Annotated in this window: 15 protein-coding genes; 12 read left to right on the top strand and 3 right to left on the bottom strand. The window is 72.0% G+C overall.

The features are described 5' to 3' along the window. Positions 1 to 20: 20 nt before the first annotated feature. The 10 genes from pdhA (at position 21) to ACWG52_RS18520 (ending at position 12,126) form a co-directional block, all read left to right on the top strand. On the top strand, positions 21 to 1,223 hold the full coding sequence (gene pdhA, locus ACWG52_RS18565; RefSeq protein ID WP_033214801.1) for a pyruvate dehydrogenase (acetyl-transferring) E1 component subunit alpha: 1,203 nt from the start codon (positions 21 to 23) through the stop codon (positions 1,221 to 1,223). Then, positions 1,223 to 2,203, top strand: coding sequence for an alpha-ketoacid dehydrogenase subunit beta (locus ACWG52_RS18560; protein ID WP_109779208.1), 981 nt, complete (start codon positions 1,223 to 1,225; stop codon positions 2,201 to 2,203). Before pdhA ends, ACWG52_RS18560 begins: the two co-directional genes overlap by 1 nt. A gap of 12 nt (positions 2,204 to 2,215) precedes the next feature. Then, positions 2,216 to 3,637 carry a dihydrolipoamide acetyltransferase family protein gene (locus tag ACWG52_RS18555; protein WP_389804173.1) on the top strand — a complete coding sequence of 474 codons (1,422 nt, stop codon included), beginning with the start codon at positions 2,216 to 2,218 and terminating at the stop codon, positions 3,635 to 3,637. Positions 3,638 to 3,873: 236 nt separating this feature from the next. Next, positions 3,874 to 4,203, top strand: coding sequence for a hypothetical protein (locus tag ACWG52_RS18550; RefSeq protein WP_389804170.1), 330 nt, complete (start codon positions 3,874 to 3,876; stop codon positions 4,201 to 4,203). Beyond that, positions 4,203 to 4,760, top strand: coding sequence for a hypothetical protein (locus tag ACWG52_RS18545; protein ID WP_389804167.1), 558 nt, complete (start codon positions 4,203 to 4,205; stop codon positions 4,758 to 4,760). Before ACWG52_RS18550 ends, ACWG52_RS18545 begins: the two co-directional genes overlap by 1 nt. Next, positions 4,760 to 9,385, top strand: coding sequence for a putative T7SS-secreted protein (locus ACWG52_RS18540; RefSeq protein WP_390166602.1), 4,626 nt, complete (start codon positions 4,760 to 4,762; stop codon positions 9,383 to 9,385). The genes ACWG52_RS18545 and ACWG52_RS18540 overlap by 1 nt, the downstream gene beginning before the upstream one ends. A gap of 13 nt (positions 9,386 to 9,398) precedes the next feature. Next, the gene (locus ACWG52_RS18535) at positions 9,399 to 9,956 is read left to right on the top strand and encodes a hypothetical protein (RefSeq protein WP_389804161.1); all 558 of its coding nucleotides are present in this window, start codon (positions 9,399 to 9,401) and stop codon (positions 9,954 to 9,956) included. Further along, complete coding sequence (locus tag ACWG52_RS18530; RefSeq protein ID WP_389804158.1) at positions 9,953 to 10,543, top strand: DUF4291 domain-containing protein; 591 nt, start codon at positions 9,953 to 9,955, stop codon at positions 10,541 to 10,543. The genes ACWG52_RS18535 and ACWG52_RS18530 overlap by 4 nt, the downstream gene beginning before the upstream one ends. Positions 10,544 to 10,563: 20 nt before the next feature. After that, complete coding sequence (locus tag ACWG52_RS18525; RefSeq protein ID WP_389804155.1) at positions 10,564 to 11,310, top strand: hypothetical protein; 747 nt, start codon at positions 10,564 to 10,566, stop codon at positions 11,308 to 11,310. A gap of 51 nt (positions 11,311 to 11,361) precedes the next feature. Further along, complete coding sequence (locus ACWG52_RS18520) at positions 11,362 to 12,126, top strand: hypothetical protein (protein WP_389804152.1); 765 nt, start codon at positions 11,362 to 11,364, stop codon at positions 12,124 to 12,126. Positions 12,127 to 12,160: 34 nt separating this feature from the next. Here the strand turns inward: ACWG52_RS18520 and ACWG52_RS18515 are convergent, their stop codons facing one another. The 3 genes from ACWG52_RS18515 to ACWG52_RS18505 form a co-directional block, all read right to left on the bottom strand. After that, complete coding sequence (locus ACWG52_RS18515) at positions 12,161 to 12,571, bottom strand: PPOX class F420-dependent oxidoreductase (RefSeq protein WP_389804149.1); 411 nt, start codon at positions 12,569 to 12,571, stop codon at positions 12,161 to 12,163. Between the two features lie 97 nt (positions 12,572 to 12,668). Then, positions 12,669 to 13,874, bottom strand: coding sequence for a DUF1266 domain-containing protein (locus tag ACWG52_RS18510; RefSeq protein WP_389804146.1), 1,206 nt, complete (start codon positions 13,872 to 13,874; stop codon positions 12,669 to 12,671). Between the two features lie 11 nt (positions 13,875 to 13,885). Then, the gene (locus ACWG52_RS18505) at positions 13,886 to 14,905 is read right to left on the bottom strand and encodes a TetR/AcrR family transcriptional regulator C-terminal domain-containing protein (protein ID WP_390166596.1); all 1,020 of its coding nucleotides are present in this window, start codon (positions 14,903 to 14,905) and stop codon (positions 13,886 to 13,888) included. Positions 14,906 to 15,071: 166 nt separating this feature from the next. Between ACWG52_RS18505 and ACWG52_RS18500 the strand changes: the two genes are divergently transcribed. Together ACWG52_RS18500 and ACWG52_RS18495 are read left to right on the top strand one after the other, a co-directional pair. After that, positions 15,072 to 16,181 carry an FAD-dependent monooxygenase gene (locus ACWG52_RS18500; protein WP_389804140.1) on the top strand — a complete coding sequence of 370 codons (1,110 nt, stop codon included), beginning with the start codon at positions 15,072 to 15,074 and terminating at the stop codon, positions 16,179 to 16,181. 178 nt (positions 16,182 to 16,359) lie between these two features. Further along, complete coding sequence (locus ACWG52_RS18495; RefSeq protein WP_389804137.1) at positions 16,360 to 18,231, top strand: C1 family peptidase; 1,872 nt, start codon at positions 16,360 to 16,362, stop codon at positions 18,229 to 18,231. Positions 18,232 to 18,240: the final 9 nt, after the last annotated feature.

The following is an 18,240-nucleotide window of genomic DNA, read 5'->3' as shown; positions in this document are numbered from 1 at the left end:
GGACCGACGGAGGAGCACACGTGACCGTGGAGAGCACTGCCGCGCGCAAGCCGCGACGCAGCAGCGGCACCAAGCGGGCGGCAGGCGCGGCGAACGCCGCCGCCAAGCCCGCCGCTGCCACCGCGCAGACGCAGGACGCCGTACCTCAGCTCGTACAGCTGCTGACGCCCGAAGGGGACCGCGTCGACAACGCGGAGAACGCCGAGTTCGCCCCCTTCGTCGCCGACATCACCACCGAGGACCTGCGCGGGCTGTACCGCGACATGGTCATGACCCGTCGGTTCGACGGCGAGGCGACCGCCCTGCAGCGTCAGGGCGAGCTGGGCCTGTGGGCCTCGCTCCTCGGCCAGGAGGCCGCGCAGATCGGCTCCGGCCGGGCGCTGAACGACGAGGACTACGTCTTCCCGACGTACCGCGAGCACGGCGTGGCCTGGTGCCGCGGGGTCGACCCGACCAACCTGCTCGGCATGTTCCGCGGCGTGAACCACGGCGGCTGGGACCCGAACACCAACAACTTCCACCTCTACACGATCGTCATCGGCTCGCAGACGCTGCACGCGACCGGTTACGCGATGGGTGTGGCCAAGGACGGCGCGGACTCCGCGGTCATCGCCTACTTCGGCGACGGCGCGTCCAGCCAGGGCGACGTCGCGGAGGCGTTCACCTTCTCCGCCGTCTACAACTCCCCCGTGGTGTTCTTCTGCCAGAACAACCAGTGGGCGATCTCCGAGCCGACCGAGCGCCAGATGCGCGTGCCGCTCTACCAGCGCGCGCAGGGCTTCGGCTTCCCGGGCGTACGCGTCGACGGCAACGACGTGCTGGCCTGCCTGGCCGTGACCCGCTGGGCCCTGGACCGCGCCCGCCGCGGCGAGGGCCCGACCCTGGTCGAGGCGTTCACCTACCGCATGGGCGCGCACACCACCTCCGACGACCCGACGAAGTACCGGCGGGACGAGGAGACGGCGGCCTGGGAGGCGAAGGACCCGATCCTGCGCCTGAAGGCCCACCTGCTGGCCACCGGGGGCGCCGACGAGGCGTTCTTCACGGAGCTGGAGGCGGAGAGCGAGGCGATGGGCAAGCGCGTGCGCGAGGCCGTGCGTGCCATGCCCGACCCGGACACCATGGCGATCTTCGAGAACGTCTACGCGGACGGGCACGCGCTCGTCGACGAGGAGCGCGCCCAGTTCGCCGCCTACCTCGCGTCCTTCGAGGAGGGTCACTGATGGCTGTCGAAAAGATGTCGATCGCCAAGGCGCTCAACGAGTCGCTGCGCAAGGCGCTGGAGCAGGACCCCAAAGTCCTGATCATGGGTGAGGACGTCGGCAAGCTCGGCGGCGTCTTCCGGATCACCGACGGCCTGCAGAAGGACTTCGGCGAGGAGCGGGTCATCGACACCCCGCTCGCCGAGTCCGGCATCGTCGGCACCGCCATCGGTCTGGCCCTGCGCGGGTACCGACCGGTCGTGGAGATCCAGTTCGACGGGTTCGTCTTCCCCGCGTACGACCAGATCGTCACGCAGCTCGCGAAGATGCACGCCCGCGCCCTGGGCAAGGTCAAGATGCCCGTCGTCGTGCGCATCCCGTACGCGGGCGGCATCGGCGCGGTCGAGCACCACAGCGAGTCCCCCGAGGCGCTCTTCGCGCACGTGCCGGGCCTCAAGGTGGTCTCCCCCTCGAACGCGAGCGACGCCTACTGGATGCTCCAGCAGGCGATCCTCAGCGACGACCCGGTGATCTTCTTCGAGCCGAAGCGCCGCTACTGGGACAAGGGCGAGGTCGACTTCGACGCCATCCCCGGTGAGCTGCACAAGGCGCGCGTCAGCCGCGAGGGCTCGGACGTCACCCTGGCCGCCTACGGTCCGATGGTGAAGGTCTGCCTGGAGGCCGCCGCCGCGGCCGCCGAGGAGGGCAAGTCGGTGGAGGTCCTCGACCTGCGCTCGATGTCCCCGGTCGACTTCGACGGGATCCAGGCCTCGGTCGAGAAGACCCGCCGGCTCGTGGTCGTCCACGAGGCGCCGGTCTTCCTCGGCGTGGGCGCGGAGATCGCCGCTCGCATCACGGAGCGGTGCTTCTACCACCTGGAGGCGCCGGTCCTGCGCGTGGGCGGTTTCCACGCCCCGTACCCGCCGGCCCGCCTGGAGGACGAGTACCTGCCCGGCCTGGACAGGGTGCTCGACGCCGTCGACCGCTCGCTGGCGTACTAGGAGACCCGCGTCATGACCATCCGCGAATTCAAGATGCCCGATGTGGGCGAAGGCCTCACCGAGGCCGAGATCCTCAAGTGGTACGTCCAGCCCGGTGACACGGTCACCGACGGTCAGGTCGTGTGCGAGGTCGAGACGGCCAAGGCCGCCGTGGAACTGCCGATCCCGTTCGACGGCGTCGTGCACGCGCTCCTCTTCGAGGAGGGCACCACGGTCGACGTCGGCCAGGTCATCATCTCGGTGCAGACCGGCGAGGCGGAGGCCCCGGCCCCCGCCGCCGCAGTCGTGGAGGCGGCCCCGGCCGCCGCCGAGCCGGCCCCGGCCGCCCGCCAGCCCGTGCTGGTCGGCTACGGGGTCTCCGAGTCCTCCACCAAGCGCCGCCCGCGCAAGGCCGCCCCGGCACCCGCCGTGGCCGCGCAGAACGGCACGGCGGCCCCCGTGGCCGCGCCCGCTCCGGCGGCTCCGGCCGCCCCGGCGCCGCTCCCCGCGGTCCCGGCGCAGCCGAGCGGTGAGCGGCCGCTGGCCAAGCCGCCGGTGCGCAAGCTCGCCAAGGACCTCGGCATCGACCTGGCCTCGGTGGTCCCCACCGGCGACGGCGGGGTCGTGACCCGGGAGGACGTCCACGCGGCGGCCGCCGCGGCGATCACCCCGCAGACCGCCGCACCCGTGGCCGCTCCGGCCCCCGTGGTCGCGCCCGTCGCGGTGGCCGCGGCCCCCGCGGTCGACGCCTCGGCGCGGGAGACCCGTATCCCGGTCAAGGGCGTCCGCAAGGTCACCGCCCAGGCCATGGTCGGTTCGGCCTTCACCGCGCCGCACGTCACCGAGTTCATCACCTTCGACGTGACGCGCACGATGAAGCTGGTCCAGGAGCTGAAGGCCGACCCGGACCTCGCGGGGCTGCGGATCAACCCGCTGCTGCTCATCGCCAAGGCCGTGCTGGTGGCCATCCGCCGCAACCCGGACGTCAACGCGTCCTGGGACGAGGCGGCCCAGGAGATCGTGCTCAAGCACTACGTCAACCTGGGCATCGCGGCGGCGACCCCGCGCGGGCTGATCGTCCCGAACATCAAGGACGCGCACGCCAAGACCCTCGGCGAGCTGTCGGAGTCGCTGTCCGCGCTGGTCGCCACGGCCCGCGACGGCAAGACCTCCCCGGCGGACATGCAGAACGGCACGATCACCATCACCAACGTCGGCGTCTTCGGCGTCGACACCGGTACGCCGATCCTGAACCCGGGCGAGTCCGCGATCCTCGCGGTCGGTGCGATCAAGCTCCAGCCGTGGGTCCACAAGGGCAAGGTCAAGCCGCGCCACGTCACCACCCTGGCGCTGTCCTTCGACCACCGTCTGATCGACGGCGAGCTCGGCTCCCGCTTCCTGGCCGACATCGCGTCGGTCCTGGAACACCCCCGCCGCCTGATCACCTGGTCGTAGCGGCACGTAGAACGCTCCACCCGATGGCCGGTCTCCCTCGCGGAGACCGGCCATCGGTCTGAGTGGAACCGTTCGGACTCCCGCGCGTATCTAAGTAACGTATGCGAATCGGGGGCGCCGACTGCCCTTCGGGGATGGGGTACGTGATGGGGCTTACCGAGCAAATCGCCGCCATGCGAGGCGGATTGGGACACTCCAGTAGTTTGCTGGGTGAATTTCGGCGTACCGCGTTGCTCGTGCCGTTGTCGGAGGGCCCCGAGGGCGGGCTGATGTCGGGGTGGCAGGGCGGCGTCCGCTGGATCTATGCCTTCACGGACGAGGAGGCCCTGGCGCGGTTCGCGGCGATGCGAAGTGCCGGTGCCGGTGCCGCGGCCGGTGAGTGGGAGTACCTCTCGATCCTGGGCGCCCGACTCCTCGACGCGGTGGTACCCGCGGCCGAGGGCCCGACGGGCGTCGCGGTGAACGTGGCGGACGAGGAGGGCTCGATGCTGTTCCCGCCGGTCGTGGGCATCGTGCCCGACGCGTGCGCCGTGGATGCCGGGCCCGACTCCGCGGATGCCGTCTGATGGCGGGCGACGGGGACCTTGAGGTCTCGCCGGCTGCGGTCAAGAACATCCAGGACGGGCTGCGCAAGGCCATCGCCGAGTTGCGCGAGTCGGGGGATGCGGCCGGTGCCTCGCAGGGTGCCGGTTTCAGCGATCTGTCGATGACGGGGATGGAGGCCGGACACATGGGTCTGGCCACCGACTTCGAGGACTTCTGCGAGCGCTGGGAGTGGGGCGTGCGCAGTCTCGTGCAGAACGCCAGTGCCCTGGCCGGGAACCTCGGGATCGCGGCGGGCACGGTGTGGGAGGAAGACCAGTACATGCAGGGCGCGTTCAAGGTCGTGGCGAACGCCGCGTACGGCAATCCGCACGCGAGCGAGGACGAGATCGAGCAGAAGGGCTGGGGCGACATCTTCCGGGCGGACGTCTACAAGCCGGACTACAGCGCGGAGTCCTTCGAGAAGAGCCGCCAGGAGATGAAGCAGACCTGGTCGGACACGGGCGACAAGCTGACCTCCAGCGGGAAGATCGGCTCGATCAAGGATCTGCTGGACCAGGCCGGCGGGGGCGGTAGCTGATGGGCTGGAGGGACTTCGTACCGGACTCGGCGGAGGACTGGGTCGAGGACCGGGCCGAGGACGTCGGCGACGCGATCGAGTGGACCGGCGACAAGGTCGCCGACGTGGCGGAGGAGGTCGGGCTCGACGAGGCCGGTGACTGGGTCCGTGACAAGAGCCGCTCGGCCGCCAACCAGCTCGGCGCGGACGTCTCGGAGCTGGAGCTCGGACAGACCGAGGACCCGAACAAGCTGGTCTACGGCAGCGTGTCGAAGATCCGCGCCCAGGTCTCGCACCTGGACGACTTCAAGTCCTCCTTCACCATGGTCGGCAACGGTCTGAAGGGACTGGAGGGCGACGGTCTGAAGGGCGCGTCGGCCGACGCGTTCCGGGAGGCGATAGCCAAGGAACCGCCGCGCTGGTTCAAGGCGGCCGAAGCCTTCGGCAAGGCCGCCGACGCGATGAACCGCTTCGCGGACACCGTCGAATGGGCGCAGCGCCGGGCCAAGGAGGCCCTGGAGGACTACAACAAGGCCAAGAAGGTCTCGCAGGACGCGCGCACCGCCTACAACAAGTCGATCACCGACTACAAGGCCGCGGTGAAGGCGGAGAAGGAAACGCTGCCGCCGCGGCCGGCCGACGACTTCACCGATCCCGGCGAGCCCCTCGTCAAGGCCGCCCAGGACAAGCTCGACGAGGCGCGTACCCAGCGCAACGAAGTGGCCGAGACGGCCCGTACGGCGGTCCGCGCGGCTCGCGACGCCGCCCCGCCCAAGCCCTCGTACACCGAGCAGCTCAAGGACGGGATGGACTACCTGGACCTCGCGCAGACCCACCTCGCGGGCGGCGTGATCAAGGGCACGGCGGGTCTCGTCAACTTCGTCCGCTCGGTCAACCCGATGGACCCGTACAACCTGACCCACCCCGCCGAGTACATGACCAGCCTCAACTCGACGGTCGCCGGCCTGGCCGTGGCGGTCAACGACCCCATGGGCGCGGGCAAGCAGATGCTCGACGAGTTCATGAAGGACCCCAGCGAGGGCATCGGCAAGATGCTCCCCGAGCTCATCGGCTCCAAGGGCCTCGGCGCCCTGAAGAAGACGGCGTCCATCGCCAAGCACGCCGACGACCTCAAGGGCCCGGGTCGCACCCACCTCGACAACGACGGCCCCGACAGTCCGTCGCGCACCCCGGCCGACAAGACGTGCGTCGACGACCCGGTCGACGTGGCGACCGGGCGGATGGTCCTGCCGCAGACCGACCTCGTCCTGCCGGGATCGCTGCCGCTGGTCTTCACCCGCTCCTTCGAGTCCTCGTACCGGGCGGGCCGCTGGTTCGGTCCGAGCTGGGCGAGCACCGTCGACCAGCGCCTGGAGATCGACGCCGCCGGTGTCCTCCTCCTGGGCGAGGACGGCAGTGTGCTCGCCTATCCGCACCCGGCACCGGGTCTGCCGGTGCTGCCCACGCACGGCCGACGATGGCCCCTGTCCGCCACACCGGACGGCGGGTACACGGTGGCCGACCCGGAATCGGGCCGCGTCTGGCACTTCACCGCCGAGGGCGCCCTGGTCCAGCTGGACGACCGCAACGGGGGCTGGATCGCCTACGAGTACGACGCGGACGGCGCTCCGACGGGCATCAGCCACAGCGGCGGCTACCGCGTGCGGCTCACCACCGCCGACGGCCGGATCACCTCGCTGTCCCTCGCGGACGGAACCAAGGTCCTCGACTACCGCTACACCGAGGGAAATCTGACCGAGGTCGTCAACTCCTCGGGCGTGCCCCTGCGGTTCGGGTACGACGACCGCGCCCGGATCGTCTCGTGGACCGACAGCAACGGCCGCCACTTCGACTACGCGTACGACGAACGGGACCGCTGCGTCGCCCAGTCCGGCACGAACGGGCACGTGGACTCGCGCTTCACGTACGAGGACGGCGTCACCACGGTCACCGGCGCGCTCGGGCACCAGCGCCGCTACCACGTCGACGAGAAGGCCCGGATCGTCGCCGAGACCGACGCGAACGGCTCCACCACCCGCTTCGTGCGGGACTCCTTCAACCGGCTGCTGACGCGCACCGATCCGCTGGGGCTGACGACCCGGATCGCATACGACGACAACGGGCTCGTCACCTCCGTCGAACGCACCGACGGACGCCGCACGGCCATCGAGTACAACGGCCTCGGCCTGCCCGAACGCATCACGCGGCCGGACGGCACCTCCGTGCGCCGGACCTACGACGAGCGCGGCAACCCCGTCGCCGTGCGGGACGCCTCCGGTGCGACGTCCCGGTTCACGTACGACGACCGGGGCCACCTCGCCTCGGTGACGAACGCGCTGGGCGAAACCGCCTCGTTCCGCTGCAACGCGGCGGGCCTCGTCGTCGAATCGGCCGACCCGCTGGGCGCGGTCACCCGGTACACGTACGACTCCTTCGGCCGCGCTGCCACCGTCACCGACCCGCTCGGCGCGGTCACCCGGCTGACGTGGAGCGTGGAGGGCCGCCTGCTGCGCCGGGTGGAACCCGACGGCAGCGAGCAGTCGTGGGTGTACGACGGCGAGGGGAACTGCCTCAGCCACACCGACGCGGCCGGCGGCCGGTCGGTCTACGAGTACGGCGACTTCGACTCCCTGGTCGCGCGGACCGGTCCCGACGGGGCCCGCTACTCGTTCGCGCACGACCTGGAACTGCGGCTCACGGAGGTCACCGGCCCGCAGGGGCTGACCTGGACGTACGACTACGACCCGGCGGGCCGGCTGACCGCGGAGACGGACTTCGACGGCCGGACCCTGGGCTACGCGTACGACGCGGCGGGCCGGTTGACCGAGCGGACCAACGCGCTCGGCGAGACGGTCCGGTACGAGTACAACGAGCTCGGCCAGACCGTCCGCAAGGACGCCGCCGGCGCGGTGACCACGTACGAGTACGACTACGCGGACCAGTTGGCGCGGGCCGTCGGGCCGGACGTGACCCTGAGCCGGATTCGTAACCGCGAGGGCCTGCTGCACTCGGAGACGGTCGACGGCCGGACGCTCGGCTTCGCCTACGACGCGCTGGGGCGGACGACGCGGCGCACCACGCCGACCGGTGCGGTCAGCGAGTGGTCCTACGACGCCGCCGGCCGCCGCGCGGGTCTGACGACCTCCGGCCGGACCCTGGCCTTCGAACACGACGCGACGGGCCGTGAGACGGTCCGCCGGATCGGCGGGGGCCTCACGCTCCGGCACGGCTTCGACGAGGTCGGCCGCCTCACCGACCAGTACCTGACGGGCCACGACGGCCGGACCCTCCAGCGCCGGGGCTACACCTACCGGCCCGACGGCCACCTGACCGCGGTGGACGACGCGCTGGGCGGCTCCCGCTCCTTCACCCTGGACGCCGCCGCCCGTGTGACCGCGGTGGAGGCGGACGCCTGGTCCGAGCGCTACGCCTACGACGAGGCGGGCAACCAGACGTCCGCGTCCTGGCCCGCCACCCATCCGGACGCCGACGTGGCGACGGGGCCGCGCACCTACACGGGCAACCGCCTCACGGGCGCGGGAGGCGTCCGCTACGAGTACGACGCGCAAGGGCGTGTCGTACTGCGCCGCAAGACCCGTCCGTCCCGCAAGCCGGACACCTGGCACTACGCCTGGGACGCGGAGGACCGGCTGGTGGGGGTCACGACCCCGGACGGCACGGTGTGGCGCTACCTGTACGACCCGCTGGGCCGGCGAGCCGCCAAGCAACGGCTGTCGGCGGCCGGTGAGGTCGTGGAGGAGGTCCTCTTCACCTGGGAGGGCGCGACCCTCTGCGAGCAGGTCACGCGGTCGCCCGGTCTTCCCCATCCGGTCGTCCTGACCTGGGAGCACCGCGGACTGCACCCGCTGACGCAGACGGAACGCATCCTCGGGGCCTCCAGCGAGGAGATCGACAGCCGTTTCTTCTCGATCGTCACGGACCTGGTGGGCACGCCCACCGAACTCGTGGACGAGCGGGGCGACATCGCCTGGCACACCCGGTCCACCCTGTGGGGCGCGACGACCTGGAACCGCGGCGCGTCGACGTACACGCCGCTGCGTTTCCCGGGCCAGTACTTCGACCCCGAATCGGGTCTGCACCACAACGTCTTCCGCACCTACGACCCGATGACGGCGCGGTACCTCAGCCAGGACCCGCTGGGTCTCGCCCCGGCGCCCAACCCGGCGGCGTACGTTCCCAACCCCCACACCTGGTCGGACCACCTCGGCCTGGCGCCGGACGAGTGCACGGTCACCGTCTACCGCAAGCAGACCGACCATCCGCTCAGCCAGCGGGTGCACATCGACGGGAACGGCAACGTCACGATCGACGGCAACAACCACCTCTACGTGAACATGAGCGGAGACCTGCGGCACACCGTCGAGTTCCGTGGGGACAGCGGCCAGATCGTCGCGTTCGACGTACCGAAGAGTTTCGTGGACGACATCCGCACGCACGCGGTTCCGCAGGAACAGCCGGACGGGCTCGGCTTCACCAAACAGGAATGGAAACAGGTGAAGCAGATCTATCCGGAAATCTCCGACCCCACCAGGGGGACGGACCTGTACGGCCTGCCGGGTGAGGTGATCGAGAAAATGCGAGAAGCCATCATTCCCGGCTCTGGTAGGATCGTACAAGATCATTAGTGAGGATTACGGAATGCTGCACGAAATCGAAGACCTCGAAAGGGAGAGGGCCCGTGTGTCCGGCCGTCCGGACACCGAATCCGCACCCCCGGTCCTGGCCTTTTTCGAAGTGGCGGTGGACGGGGACTCCGAGCGGTACGCCGGCAGGCTGCGCGCCGTCATGCACGCCGTGCTGGGGATCGCGGCCTCGGAGTCCTTCGACGACGACGATCTGCCCGTCGACGGCATTCCCGCATGGTTCCCCGCCGTCTGCCGGGGCGGCTCCTTCCCGGAACCCTTCGCGGCCGAGGGGCGCGACCGCTACCGCGAGCGCACCGGCGGCGAGCCCTGGGACCTGCAGAACTGGCTCTCGCGCTTCGATCCGGACCTTGAGGTACGGGGCTGGGCCTGGTGGGACCTGACGCGGCCGGCCGACGGGACGGACCGGCTGCGGCTGTGGGCGGACACCTGGGGCGAGCCCTTCTTCGCCTGGGAGGACCTGCGCTGGCTCCTGCACGCCTGCGGCGCGCGCACGGTGGCCGACCCGGTCATCGCCAAGCCGCAGGTCTGGGCCGGCGAGCCTTCCGTATGACCGGCGCGACGCACGAGGTCAGGGCGCGGTTCGACGACGCGACCATCACCGTCTACCAGGCGTACCCGGCACGCATCGCCGAACCGGCCCTGGAGGCCGGCACCTTCGTGGATCCGTTCAAGCGCGCCAGGATGACGTGGATCAAGCCGTCGTTCCTGTGGATGATGTACCGCTGCGGATGGGCCACGAAGAGCGATCAGGAGCGCGTCCTGGCGATCGACATCACGCGGGACGGATTCGAGGAGGCGCTTTCCCGGTCCTGCCTCAGCCACTTCGACAGGGCACGCTTCCCGGGGGTCGAGGAGTGGCGTGCCGCCGTCCGGGACAGCCCGGTGCGCGTCCAATGGGACCCCGAGCGGGATCTGCACCTGAATCCGCTGCCGCACCGCGCGATCCAGATCGGCCTCTCGGGACCCGCGGTCGAGCGGTACGTGGAGAACTGGATCAGCGGAATCCGCGACGTCACCGCCACGGCGCACGAGATCCATGCCGCGGTGACGTCCGGGAACCTCGACGCGGCCGCAGCCCTGCTGCCCGAGGAACGCGTCTACCCGCTTCCCGCGGCCCTCGTCGAACGGATCGCCTGACGCCCTCGCGGGAGAAGTCGATGAGCAGCCGCAGCGGTTCCCCCCGCGAGCCCGCGCCCGGCCGGCCGGGCCACCACGCCGAGCCGTCCTTCGACCCGGGCCGGAGCCTGGTCTTCCCGGCCCCGGTGCCGGCGGAGCTGCGGGCGCTCGGCGACGAGGTCCGGGCCGCCGACTGGCCGGTACGGCTCGCCTTCCGCGCCTCCCGCGTCGAGTTGCTCGACACGCTCTGCCGTTGGCAGACCCTGCGCGCGCTGGCTTACCTGCACCTGCTGGCCGCCCGCAAGGGCGACGAGCGGCTGCCGGCCGACCTGCGGGTGGTTCCCGGCCCGGACACGGCCGGCGATCCGCGGCTGCCGGAGCTGCTGACGCGGCTGGAGCGGGCCGCCGTGGACCTCCCGGCGGACCTGCTGGACGCGATCGTCTGCGACAGCGGCGGACTGCTCGCGGACAACCGGTTCGCGGCATCGGTGCTGGCCGCCGGGCTCACCGCCGATTCCCGGCCGCGGGACCCGGACGAGGCGGTCTCCCGGGCCGTGGTGCTCACCAGTTACTGGTACGAGGTGCCCGAGCGGCGCGGCGCCCTGGCCCTTGCGTGGAGCGCGAACCTGTTCGTGCGCTCCTGGCTGGCGTGGTCGTGGCAGTTCGTCCACGGCGACCCGGCGGGCGGCATCGGCATCACCGCGGACCCCCGCCCGCCCCGCCCGCGGGCCGCCGACCTGCCGGACTGGGCGGCGCCCCTGCTGGAGCGGGTCCAGGGCTCCCCATGAGCGCGTCCGCACGGCTCGCGAGGTAACCTCCGCCCGGGGAAGGGGGCGCGGGTGTCCATCGCCGAACTGCAGGTGTACTCCGTCGAGGAGGCCGACGTCACGGGCGGCGTGTGCGTGGTCCGGTGCGTCGGCGGGGTGGCCCGGGCCGGACAGGTCTACGCCGTCGGGGAGTCCCGGATCGGCCTGCGCCGGATCGAGCGGCACGGGCGGGCCGTCGGCTCCTTCGAGGCCGGGCACATCGCGAAGGTCCACCTCGCGGGCGCCATGGTCGCCCTCCTCACCCGGGGGCAGGTGCTGACCTCGGTGCCGCCCGACGGGCACGCGCTGGAGGAACTGGAGGCCTGGCTGGCCACCGACCCGCCGTTGCGCGACGAACCGCACCCGCGGACCTTGCGCGTCCTGGCCGGGGTGCGGATGCGCGACGAGCGGCTGCCGGACGCGATCCGGCTGCGTTGGGGCCGGGTCGCGCTGGCCGCCACCCACCGCTGCGCGCGGGCCGAGGGCGGGCCCGAGCTGCTGCGGGCGCCCGAACTGGCCTCCGTACAGGTCTACTTGATCGAGCAGTTCGGCCCGGACCGGGGCGGTGACCCGACCGCCCTGTGCCGGGAGCTGCTGGCGCTGATGGACCTGGAACCGGGGCAGGCCGCGGCGCAGGGCCGGGCCTGGCGGGACCTCCCGTACCACCGGATCCGGCATCTGCGTCGGATCAAGAGCCTGATCCCGTGGCTGGTGCTCGTCCGGCCCCACCTCGCGGACACCGACCCGTCGGCGCGGGCGGTCGACGCCTGGGCCGAGGTCCGACCCGAACTCCCCTGAGGTGCCCGGTCGGCGCCGGTCGGCCCGGGCGGGCCTACCGGGCCGCGTTGCCGAGGACCTTGGTCGGGGTGATGCGGACGACCACGCGGACGTCCTCCGCCGGGGCGTCCGCGTACTCCTTGCCGGCGCCCGGGCCCATGTATTCCTCGGCGATGCGCACGGCCACCGCCCGGCCCACGTCCTCGGTCACGGTGGCCGTGCCGCGGATCTCCACGTAGAGGAAGGGGTTGGCCAGGTCGAAGACGGTCAGGCCGACCCGACCGTCCCGGACGATGTTGCGCTCCTTGCGGCGGCCCTGCTCGGTGGAGACCAGCAGGTCGCCGCCGTCGCGGGTCACCCAGATCACCGAACTCTGGGGACTTCCGTCGGGGTTGATGGTCGACAGGACTGCGGGGTGCGGCGCGTCGAGCAGCCCCCGCACGGTCTCGTTCAGCTCAACAGTCATGGTGGCGAGGCTAGTCGGGAGACCGGTGACCCGCCGCCGGATCGCGGCCGGGGACATCGACTACCCGAGGTCGGCGACGGTGCGGAAGCAACCCGGCTCATTTCCAGGGGATGTTGAGCCAGGGGCTGGCCGGGTCGGTCGTCAGCGCGAGGTGGGCGGCCAGCGCGGTCGTGTACCAGGTGCCGAACTCCTCCTCGTCGAAGTGCAGACACCGGCCGAGGACGTACCCGGCGGAGAACTCCGCCCACGAGCGGTACGTGTCACGCGCGGCCTCCCCGGCGCGCAGTACGGCCTTCTCGGCCTCGGCGACGGTCCCGTAGCGGCAGCTGACGCCCCAGCGGGCCATCTGCGAGGCCCGGCCGATGTCCCAGCCCTCCACGGAGCGGACCCAGCCGTCCTCGGGGAGCAGTCCGTCGGCCCGGAAGCGCTGTTCGTAGCGGGTGATCCGTCCGATGAGGCGTTTGACGCCGGCTATCTCCCCCTCGACCTCGGCGGCCGGTCGCGGTCGGGCGGCGGTGACGCCGTCGGGGGTGAGCTGCGGTTCGGCGGCGCGTTCGGCGCCGCGGCGCAGGCTCGCCTCGGCGGTGTGCCGCCAGTGTTCGATGTCCACCGGTCCGGCGAAGTCGGAGGCGAGGGCACGCCGGACGCGGAGCGCGTACTCCCAGACGGGGCTGACCATCCCGCGGTCCAGCAGGGTGTCCAGGGTGGCGAGCCAGTCGGGTCGGTCGGTGATGCTCCAGCTCTTCGCGACGCGGTGGCGCTCGTACTGGTAGCCGCTGCCGTGGTGGGCGAGGGAGTTCCAGAACTCGCCGTTCGTCACGGCGAGATGGCAGCCGACGGCGAGGCCGTGGGCGACGGGCCCGTGCAGCGGGCCGCCGGTGAACAGGGCGTGGATCCTGCCCTCGGGCAGGCCGTAGTGCGGGGCAGCCTGTGCGTGGGCGCGCCAGCGGGCCAGGTCGGCGGGGGTGGTGGTGAGGTAGGCCTCGACGGGGGACCGCGGGTTCACGGCGAGGAAGGCGGGGTCGTCGGCGGCCCAGACCTCGGAGAACCAGCGCAGGCTCCGGGACTCGTAGACCGTCTCGGGGGTGGGGGCGGGCAGCATGCCGGGGGTGTGGACGACGAGCGTCCGGTCCGGGGTGGCGTGGAAGAACACCGAGTCGGGGTGCTCGTCGGACCGCTCGCGGGACTGCGCCACGTACAGCGGAGTGCGGGCCAGTACGTCGAAGTAGGCGGACCAGTCACCGGCGGACTTGGCCTCGTACAGCTCTCTCTCGATGGCGCTCGGCGCGATCCACGTCCCCATACGGCCCGACCCTATACGGGCGCCGGCCCGGGGCCGCGGGAGCGTCCGGGGCCTTCGACGACGGGGGTCAGGCCGTCGAGGAGGGCTCGCAGACCGAGCTCGAACAGCGCGTCGAGCCGCAGGTCGTAGCCGTCCTCGAAGGAGCCGACGACCTTGGCGAAGGTCGGGAAGCGGCCGGAGTCCACCAGCTCCCGCAGGACGGGGGCGCGGCTGTCCATCCACTGGTCCTCCGACTGGCCCGTGGTGGCTTCGGCGTCGGCCTCCAGCTCCAGGTGCACCGCCAGGCCGTGCACATGGCTGTAGAGCAGGACGTGGATGTCGAAGAGCGCGGTCGGGTCGAGTCCGTGGCCGTCGAGGGCGTCCAGCATCCACTCGCCGTGGACCAGCAGGTTGGGCACCAGCAGCGGTCGCGTCAGGGAGCCGATCCGGGACAGCCACGGGTGCTTGCGGTAGAGCCGCCACAGGGTCCGGGCGCCCACCTCGACGCGCGCCCGCCAGTCCCCGGCGGCGGCGTCGTCGGCGGCGTCGTCGGCGGTTGCGTCGGCGGGGGACTCCTCGCCGTAGGCGGCGTCGGCCATGAGGAGGATCAGCTCCTCCTTGCCGGGGACGTACCGGTAGGTCGACATCGGCGCGACGCCGAGCCGGGCCGCGACACCGCGCATGGAGAGCGCCGCGAGTCCCTCGGCGTCGGCGATCTCGACGGCGGCGCGGACGATCCGGTCGAGGGTCAGCTCCGGCTCGGTGTCCGGGGCGGGCGAGGGGCGCCGGCGGGCCGGTGCGGCGGGGGCGCTCCCGGCGACGACCGTGCCGATCCGGGGACGGGCCTCGACCAGGCCCTCCAGACGCAGGGTGGTCAGGGCCTTGGTGGCGGTGGCGAGCGCGACGCCCCATTCCGCGGCGATCCGCCGGGTGGAGGGCACCCGGTCCCCGGGTGCGAGTTCCCCGTCCGCGATGCGTCGCCGGATCGTGGCGACGATGCGCAGGTAGGGCGGATCGCCCGCCGCGCCCGCCGTGCCTGTGGTCTGCGTCACGTTCTGCCGCCTTTCCGTCCTGTACTAGTGCAGAGCCTACCGGCGGCGATCTCCGTCGAGGCCGTTCTGAGCTAGTACAGCAGAGGTGTTTTGCCAGTTGAGAGGCCTGAGCGTACGTCGTACATTCAGAATGCGTACAGCGTACAGATCACCGAAGGAGCTTCTCATGCGGACCGTACTCATCTCCGGCGGCGGCATCGCGGGTCCCGTTCTCGCCCACCTCCTGCACGGCCACGGCTTCGAGCCCACCGTCGTCGAACGCGCCCCGGGTGTGCGCGGCGGCGGGCAGGCCGTGGACATCCGTGGCGTCGCGCTCGACGTGATGCGGCGCATGGGCCTGCTGGAGCGGGCGAGCCGGGTACGCACCCGGATGCGTGGCATGTCGATCCTCGGCCCCGACGGCAGCGAGGTCGGCCGCTCCACCGAGGCGACCTTCAGCAGCGGCCGGCTCGACGGCGAGGACATCGAGGTGCTGCGCGAGGACCTGGTGCGGATCGTCCACGAACACACCCGCGCAGACGTCGAGTACCTCTTCGGCGACACCGTCACCGGGCTGGAGGAGGACGAGGACGGGGTGCGGGTGGAGTTCGCGCACGCGGCGCCGCGCACCTTCGACCTCGTCGTCGGGGCCGACGGCCTGCACTCCACCGTGCGCCGCCTGTCCTTCGGACCCGAGGAGCCCTACACCCATCACCTGGGCAGCTACCTCTCGGTGTTCGGCACCGACAACTTCCTCGACCTGCGGGACTGGCAGATGTGGCTGCGGGACGCGGACATGGGCTTCGGCATCATGCCCGTGCGCGACAACACCGAACTGCGCGTCGCCTTCGGCTTCGGGTCCGCCCCGCTCGCCCCGGAGCTGCGCACCGCCGAGGCACTGCGGCGGACCGTCGTCGACCGGCTGGAATCCCTGCGGTGGGAAGGGCCCCGCCTGGCCGAGGCCGCCCGCGAGGCCCCCGACTTCTACTGCGACGCCATGGCCCAGATCCGCATGGACCGGTGGTCCCGCGGCCGGGTCGTGCTGCTCGGGGACGCCGGCTACTGCCCCTCCCCCCTCTCGGGGCAGGGCACCGGCCTGGCCCTGGTGGGCGCCCACGTACTGGCCGACTCCCTCGCGGGCTCCCGCGGAGACCACCGCGCCGCGTACGCCCGCTACGAGGAGCGGATGCGGCCCTTCGTCGACCTCAACCAGGCGCTGGCGACGGAGAACCCGGGCGGACCCGCCTCCGAGGAATCCGTGACCCGCGCCAAGAACGCGATCACGCTGGACGACTGAGCTTCGGCCCGGGTGGAGGGCCGGACCACGGCGGCGGCGACGCGGCACGCCCCCTCGTGCCACCGCGCGACCGTGCGGACCCCCTTGACGCCCCCGGGCGCCGGGGAGACGCTCCCGGGTCTTGGATCCGAACGGTTGCAGCTGGGGGGCCGCCATGCCGGAGGAGTCTGTGCCATCGGTGGGGGAGTTGCGCGCGCGACTCGTCGCGCGGGGGGCGCGCTGGACGGTGCTGGAGCACCTCGCCGACGAGGAGCCCGTGCCGCGGCCCTCGCTCGGTCTGGAGCCCGGGGCGAACCTGACCACCGCCGAGGAGGCGGGGACGATCGATCTGCCGGGGATCATCGGGCACCCGAGCGGCAATCCGCACCTGACCCGCCGCCGCGCCGCCCACGGGCTGCTGCCAGGGGTCGCGGGGCCGTCGGTCGCGGCCCGGCCCGCCGCCGTGGACTGGCGCGAGCGCTGGGGTCGGCCGTGGATCACCAAGGTCAAGGACCAGAACCCGTGCGGTTCCTGCTGGGCCTTCGGCGCCACCGGGCTGGTGGAGTCCATGGCCCGGATCGAGCACGACGTATGGGCGGAGCGCTCCGAGGGGGACGTCCACGACGGCCTGCGCTTCAGCTGCGGCCAGGGCAGCAACCCGGAGACCGCCCTCGACTGGATCAAGGCGAACGGCGGGCTCGCCGACCCGGACTGCTGGCCGTACAGCACCCCGCCCGCCGGGCTGCCGGCCGCCCGCCGTGACGCCTGGCGCGCCGAGTACACGCCCAGTTGGGACCGGTCCGGCCGGACCGTCCGGATCACCGACTACGTCCGGCTCGGCGACGTGGAGCAGCAGAAGGTCTGGCTGGACACGGTCGGCCCGCTGACCGCCTGCTTCGACGTCTACGACGACTTCTTCGCGCTCGGCTCCGGCGTGTACCACCGTACGAGCGACCATCTCGCGGGCGGACACTGCGTGTTGGTGGTCGGCTACGACGACGCGGCCGGGTGCTGGCTGTTCAAGAACTCCTGGGGGACGGGCTACCACGTCGGCGGCTACGGTCGGATCGCCTACGGCGAGGTCAACATCGACCACTGGGCCAAGTGCGGCCTGCGCGGCACCAACCCCGATCCGTGGACCAAGCGTCGGCTGCACACCGGCAACGTCTACGAGAGCGGCAACGGCCGCGCCCACCGCAACTTCGAGCTCCTCGCGACCGCCCCCGGCGGCCGCCTCCAGCACTGGTGGCGCGAGGGCGACCCGCCGTTCGCGTGGGCCCGCGCCGGCACCTTCGCCACCGACGCCTCCGGGCAGCCCGCCTTCACCGGCACCACCTACAACCGCAACATGGAGTCCCTGCACGTGACCACCGGCGGCCGGCTGCGCCACTGGTACTACGAGCAGTCCGCGGCCGTCTGGCGCGACGGCGGGGTCTTCGGGCCGGGCGACGCGGCGGTCGGTTCGACCCCCGCGTTCATCCAGAGCGACTACGGCAAGCCGGGCAACTTCGAGGTGGTCGTCCGGACCGCCGACGGCCGCCTGAGCCACTGGTGGCGGATCAACGGCGCCCCCTGGACCTGGAACGACGGCGGCCGCTTCGGCTCCGGCATCGCCCACTACGGGCCCGCCCTCGTCCAGACCCGCGCCCGCCACCTCGACCTCGTCGCCACCCGCACCGACGGCCGCATGCAGCTGTGGTGGCGCGACGATCCCGACGGCTTCACCTGGCGGGCCGGGGAGATCTTCGGCAGCGGCACGGCGGCCGTCTCCGCGCCCTGCCTGATCGAGGGGCAGTTCGGGGCCGCCGACGAGGACACCGCCGGGAACTACGAGCTCTGCGTGGCCGTCGCCGGCGGGCAGGTCGAGCACTGGTGGCGCGGCAACGCGGGCGGCTCGCCGTGGCGGCGCGGTGCGGTCTTCGGGCACGACGTCGCCTCGGTCACCGGGATGCTCCAGGGCAGTTTCGGGTTCAACCTGGAAGTCATCGTCCTGCGCACCGACCGCCGCCTCCAGCACTACTGGCGTGACGGCGCGGGCTGGCACGAGGGGTCGGTGATCGGCCCCGTCTGAGAGGACCGG

The sequence above is a fragment of the Streptomyces sp. CLCI03 genome (genome assembly GCF_053615355.1).
This window is presented reverse-complemented; position numbering and strand designations above follow the sequence as displayed.

What these genes read in the sequence shown, in the direction of transcription:
- ACWG52_RS18510 (WP_389804146.1), bottom strand. Translation starts at nt 13,874, where the DNA reads ATGGGGACGTGGATCGCGCCGAGCGCCATCGAGAGAGAGCTGTACGAG.
- ACWG52_RS18560 (WP_109779208.1), top strand. Translation starts at nt 1,223, where the DNA reads ATGGCTGTCGAAAAGATGTCGATCGCCAAGGCGCTCAACGAGTCGCTG.
- ACWG52_RS18530 (WP_389804158.1), top strand. Translation starts at nt 9,953, where the DNA reads ATGACCGGCGCGACGCACGAGGTCAGGGCGCGGTTCGACGACGCGACC.
- ACWG52_RS18545 (WP_389804167.1), top strand. Translation starts at nt 4,203, where the DNA reads ATGGCGGGCGACGGGGACCTTGAGGTCTCGCCGGCTGCGGTCAAGAAC.
- ACWG52_RS18535 (WP_389804161.1), top strand. Translation starts at nt 9,399, where the DNA reads ATGCTGCACGAAATCGAAGACCTCGAAAGGGAGAGGGCCCGTGTGTCC.
- ACWG52_RS18515 (WP_389804149.1), bottom strand. Translation starts at nt 12,571, where the DNA reads ATGACTGTTGAGCTGAACGAGACCGTGCGGGGGCTGCTCGACGCGCCG.
- ACWG52_RS18500 (WP_389804140.1), top strand. Translation starts at nt 15,072, where the DNA reads ATGCGGACCGTACTCATCTCCGGCGGCGGCATCGCGGGTCCCGTTCTC.
- ACWG52_RS18540 (WP_390166602.1), top strand. Translation starts at nt 4,760, where the DNA reads ATGGGCTGGAGGGACTTCGTACCGGACTCGGCGGAGGACTGGGTCGAG.
- ACWG52_RS18525 (WP_389804155.1), top strand. Translation starts at nt 10,564, where the DNA reads ATGAGCAGCCGCAGCGGTTCCCCCCGCGAGCCCGCGCCCGGCCGGCCG.
- ACWG52_RS18555 (WP_389804173.1), top strand. Translation starts at nt 2,216, where the DNA reads ATGACCATCCGCGAATTCAAGATGCCCGATGTGGGCGAAGGCCTCACC.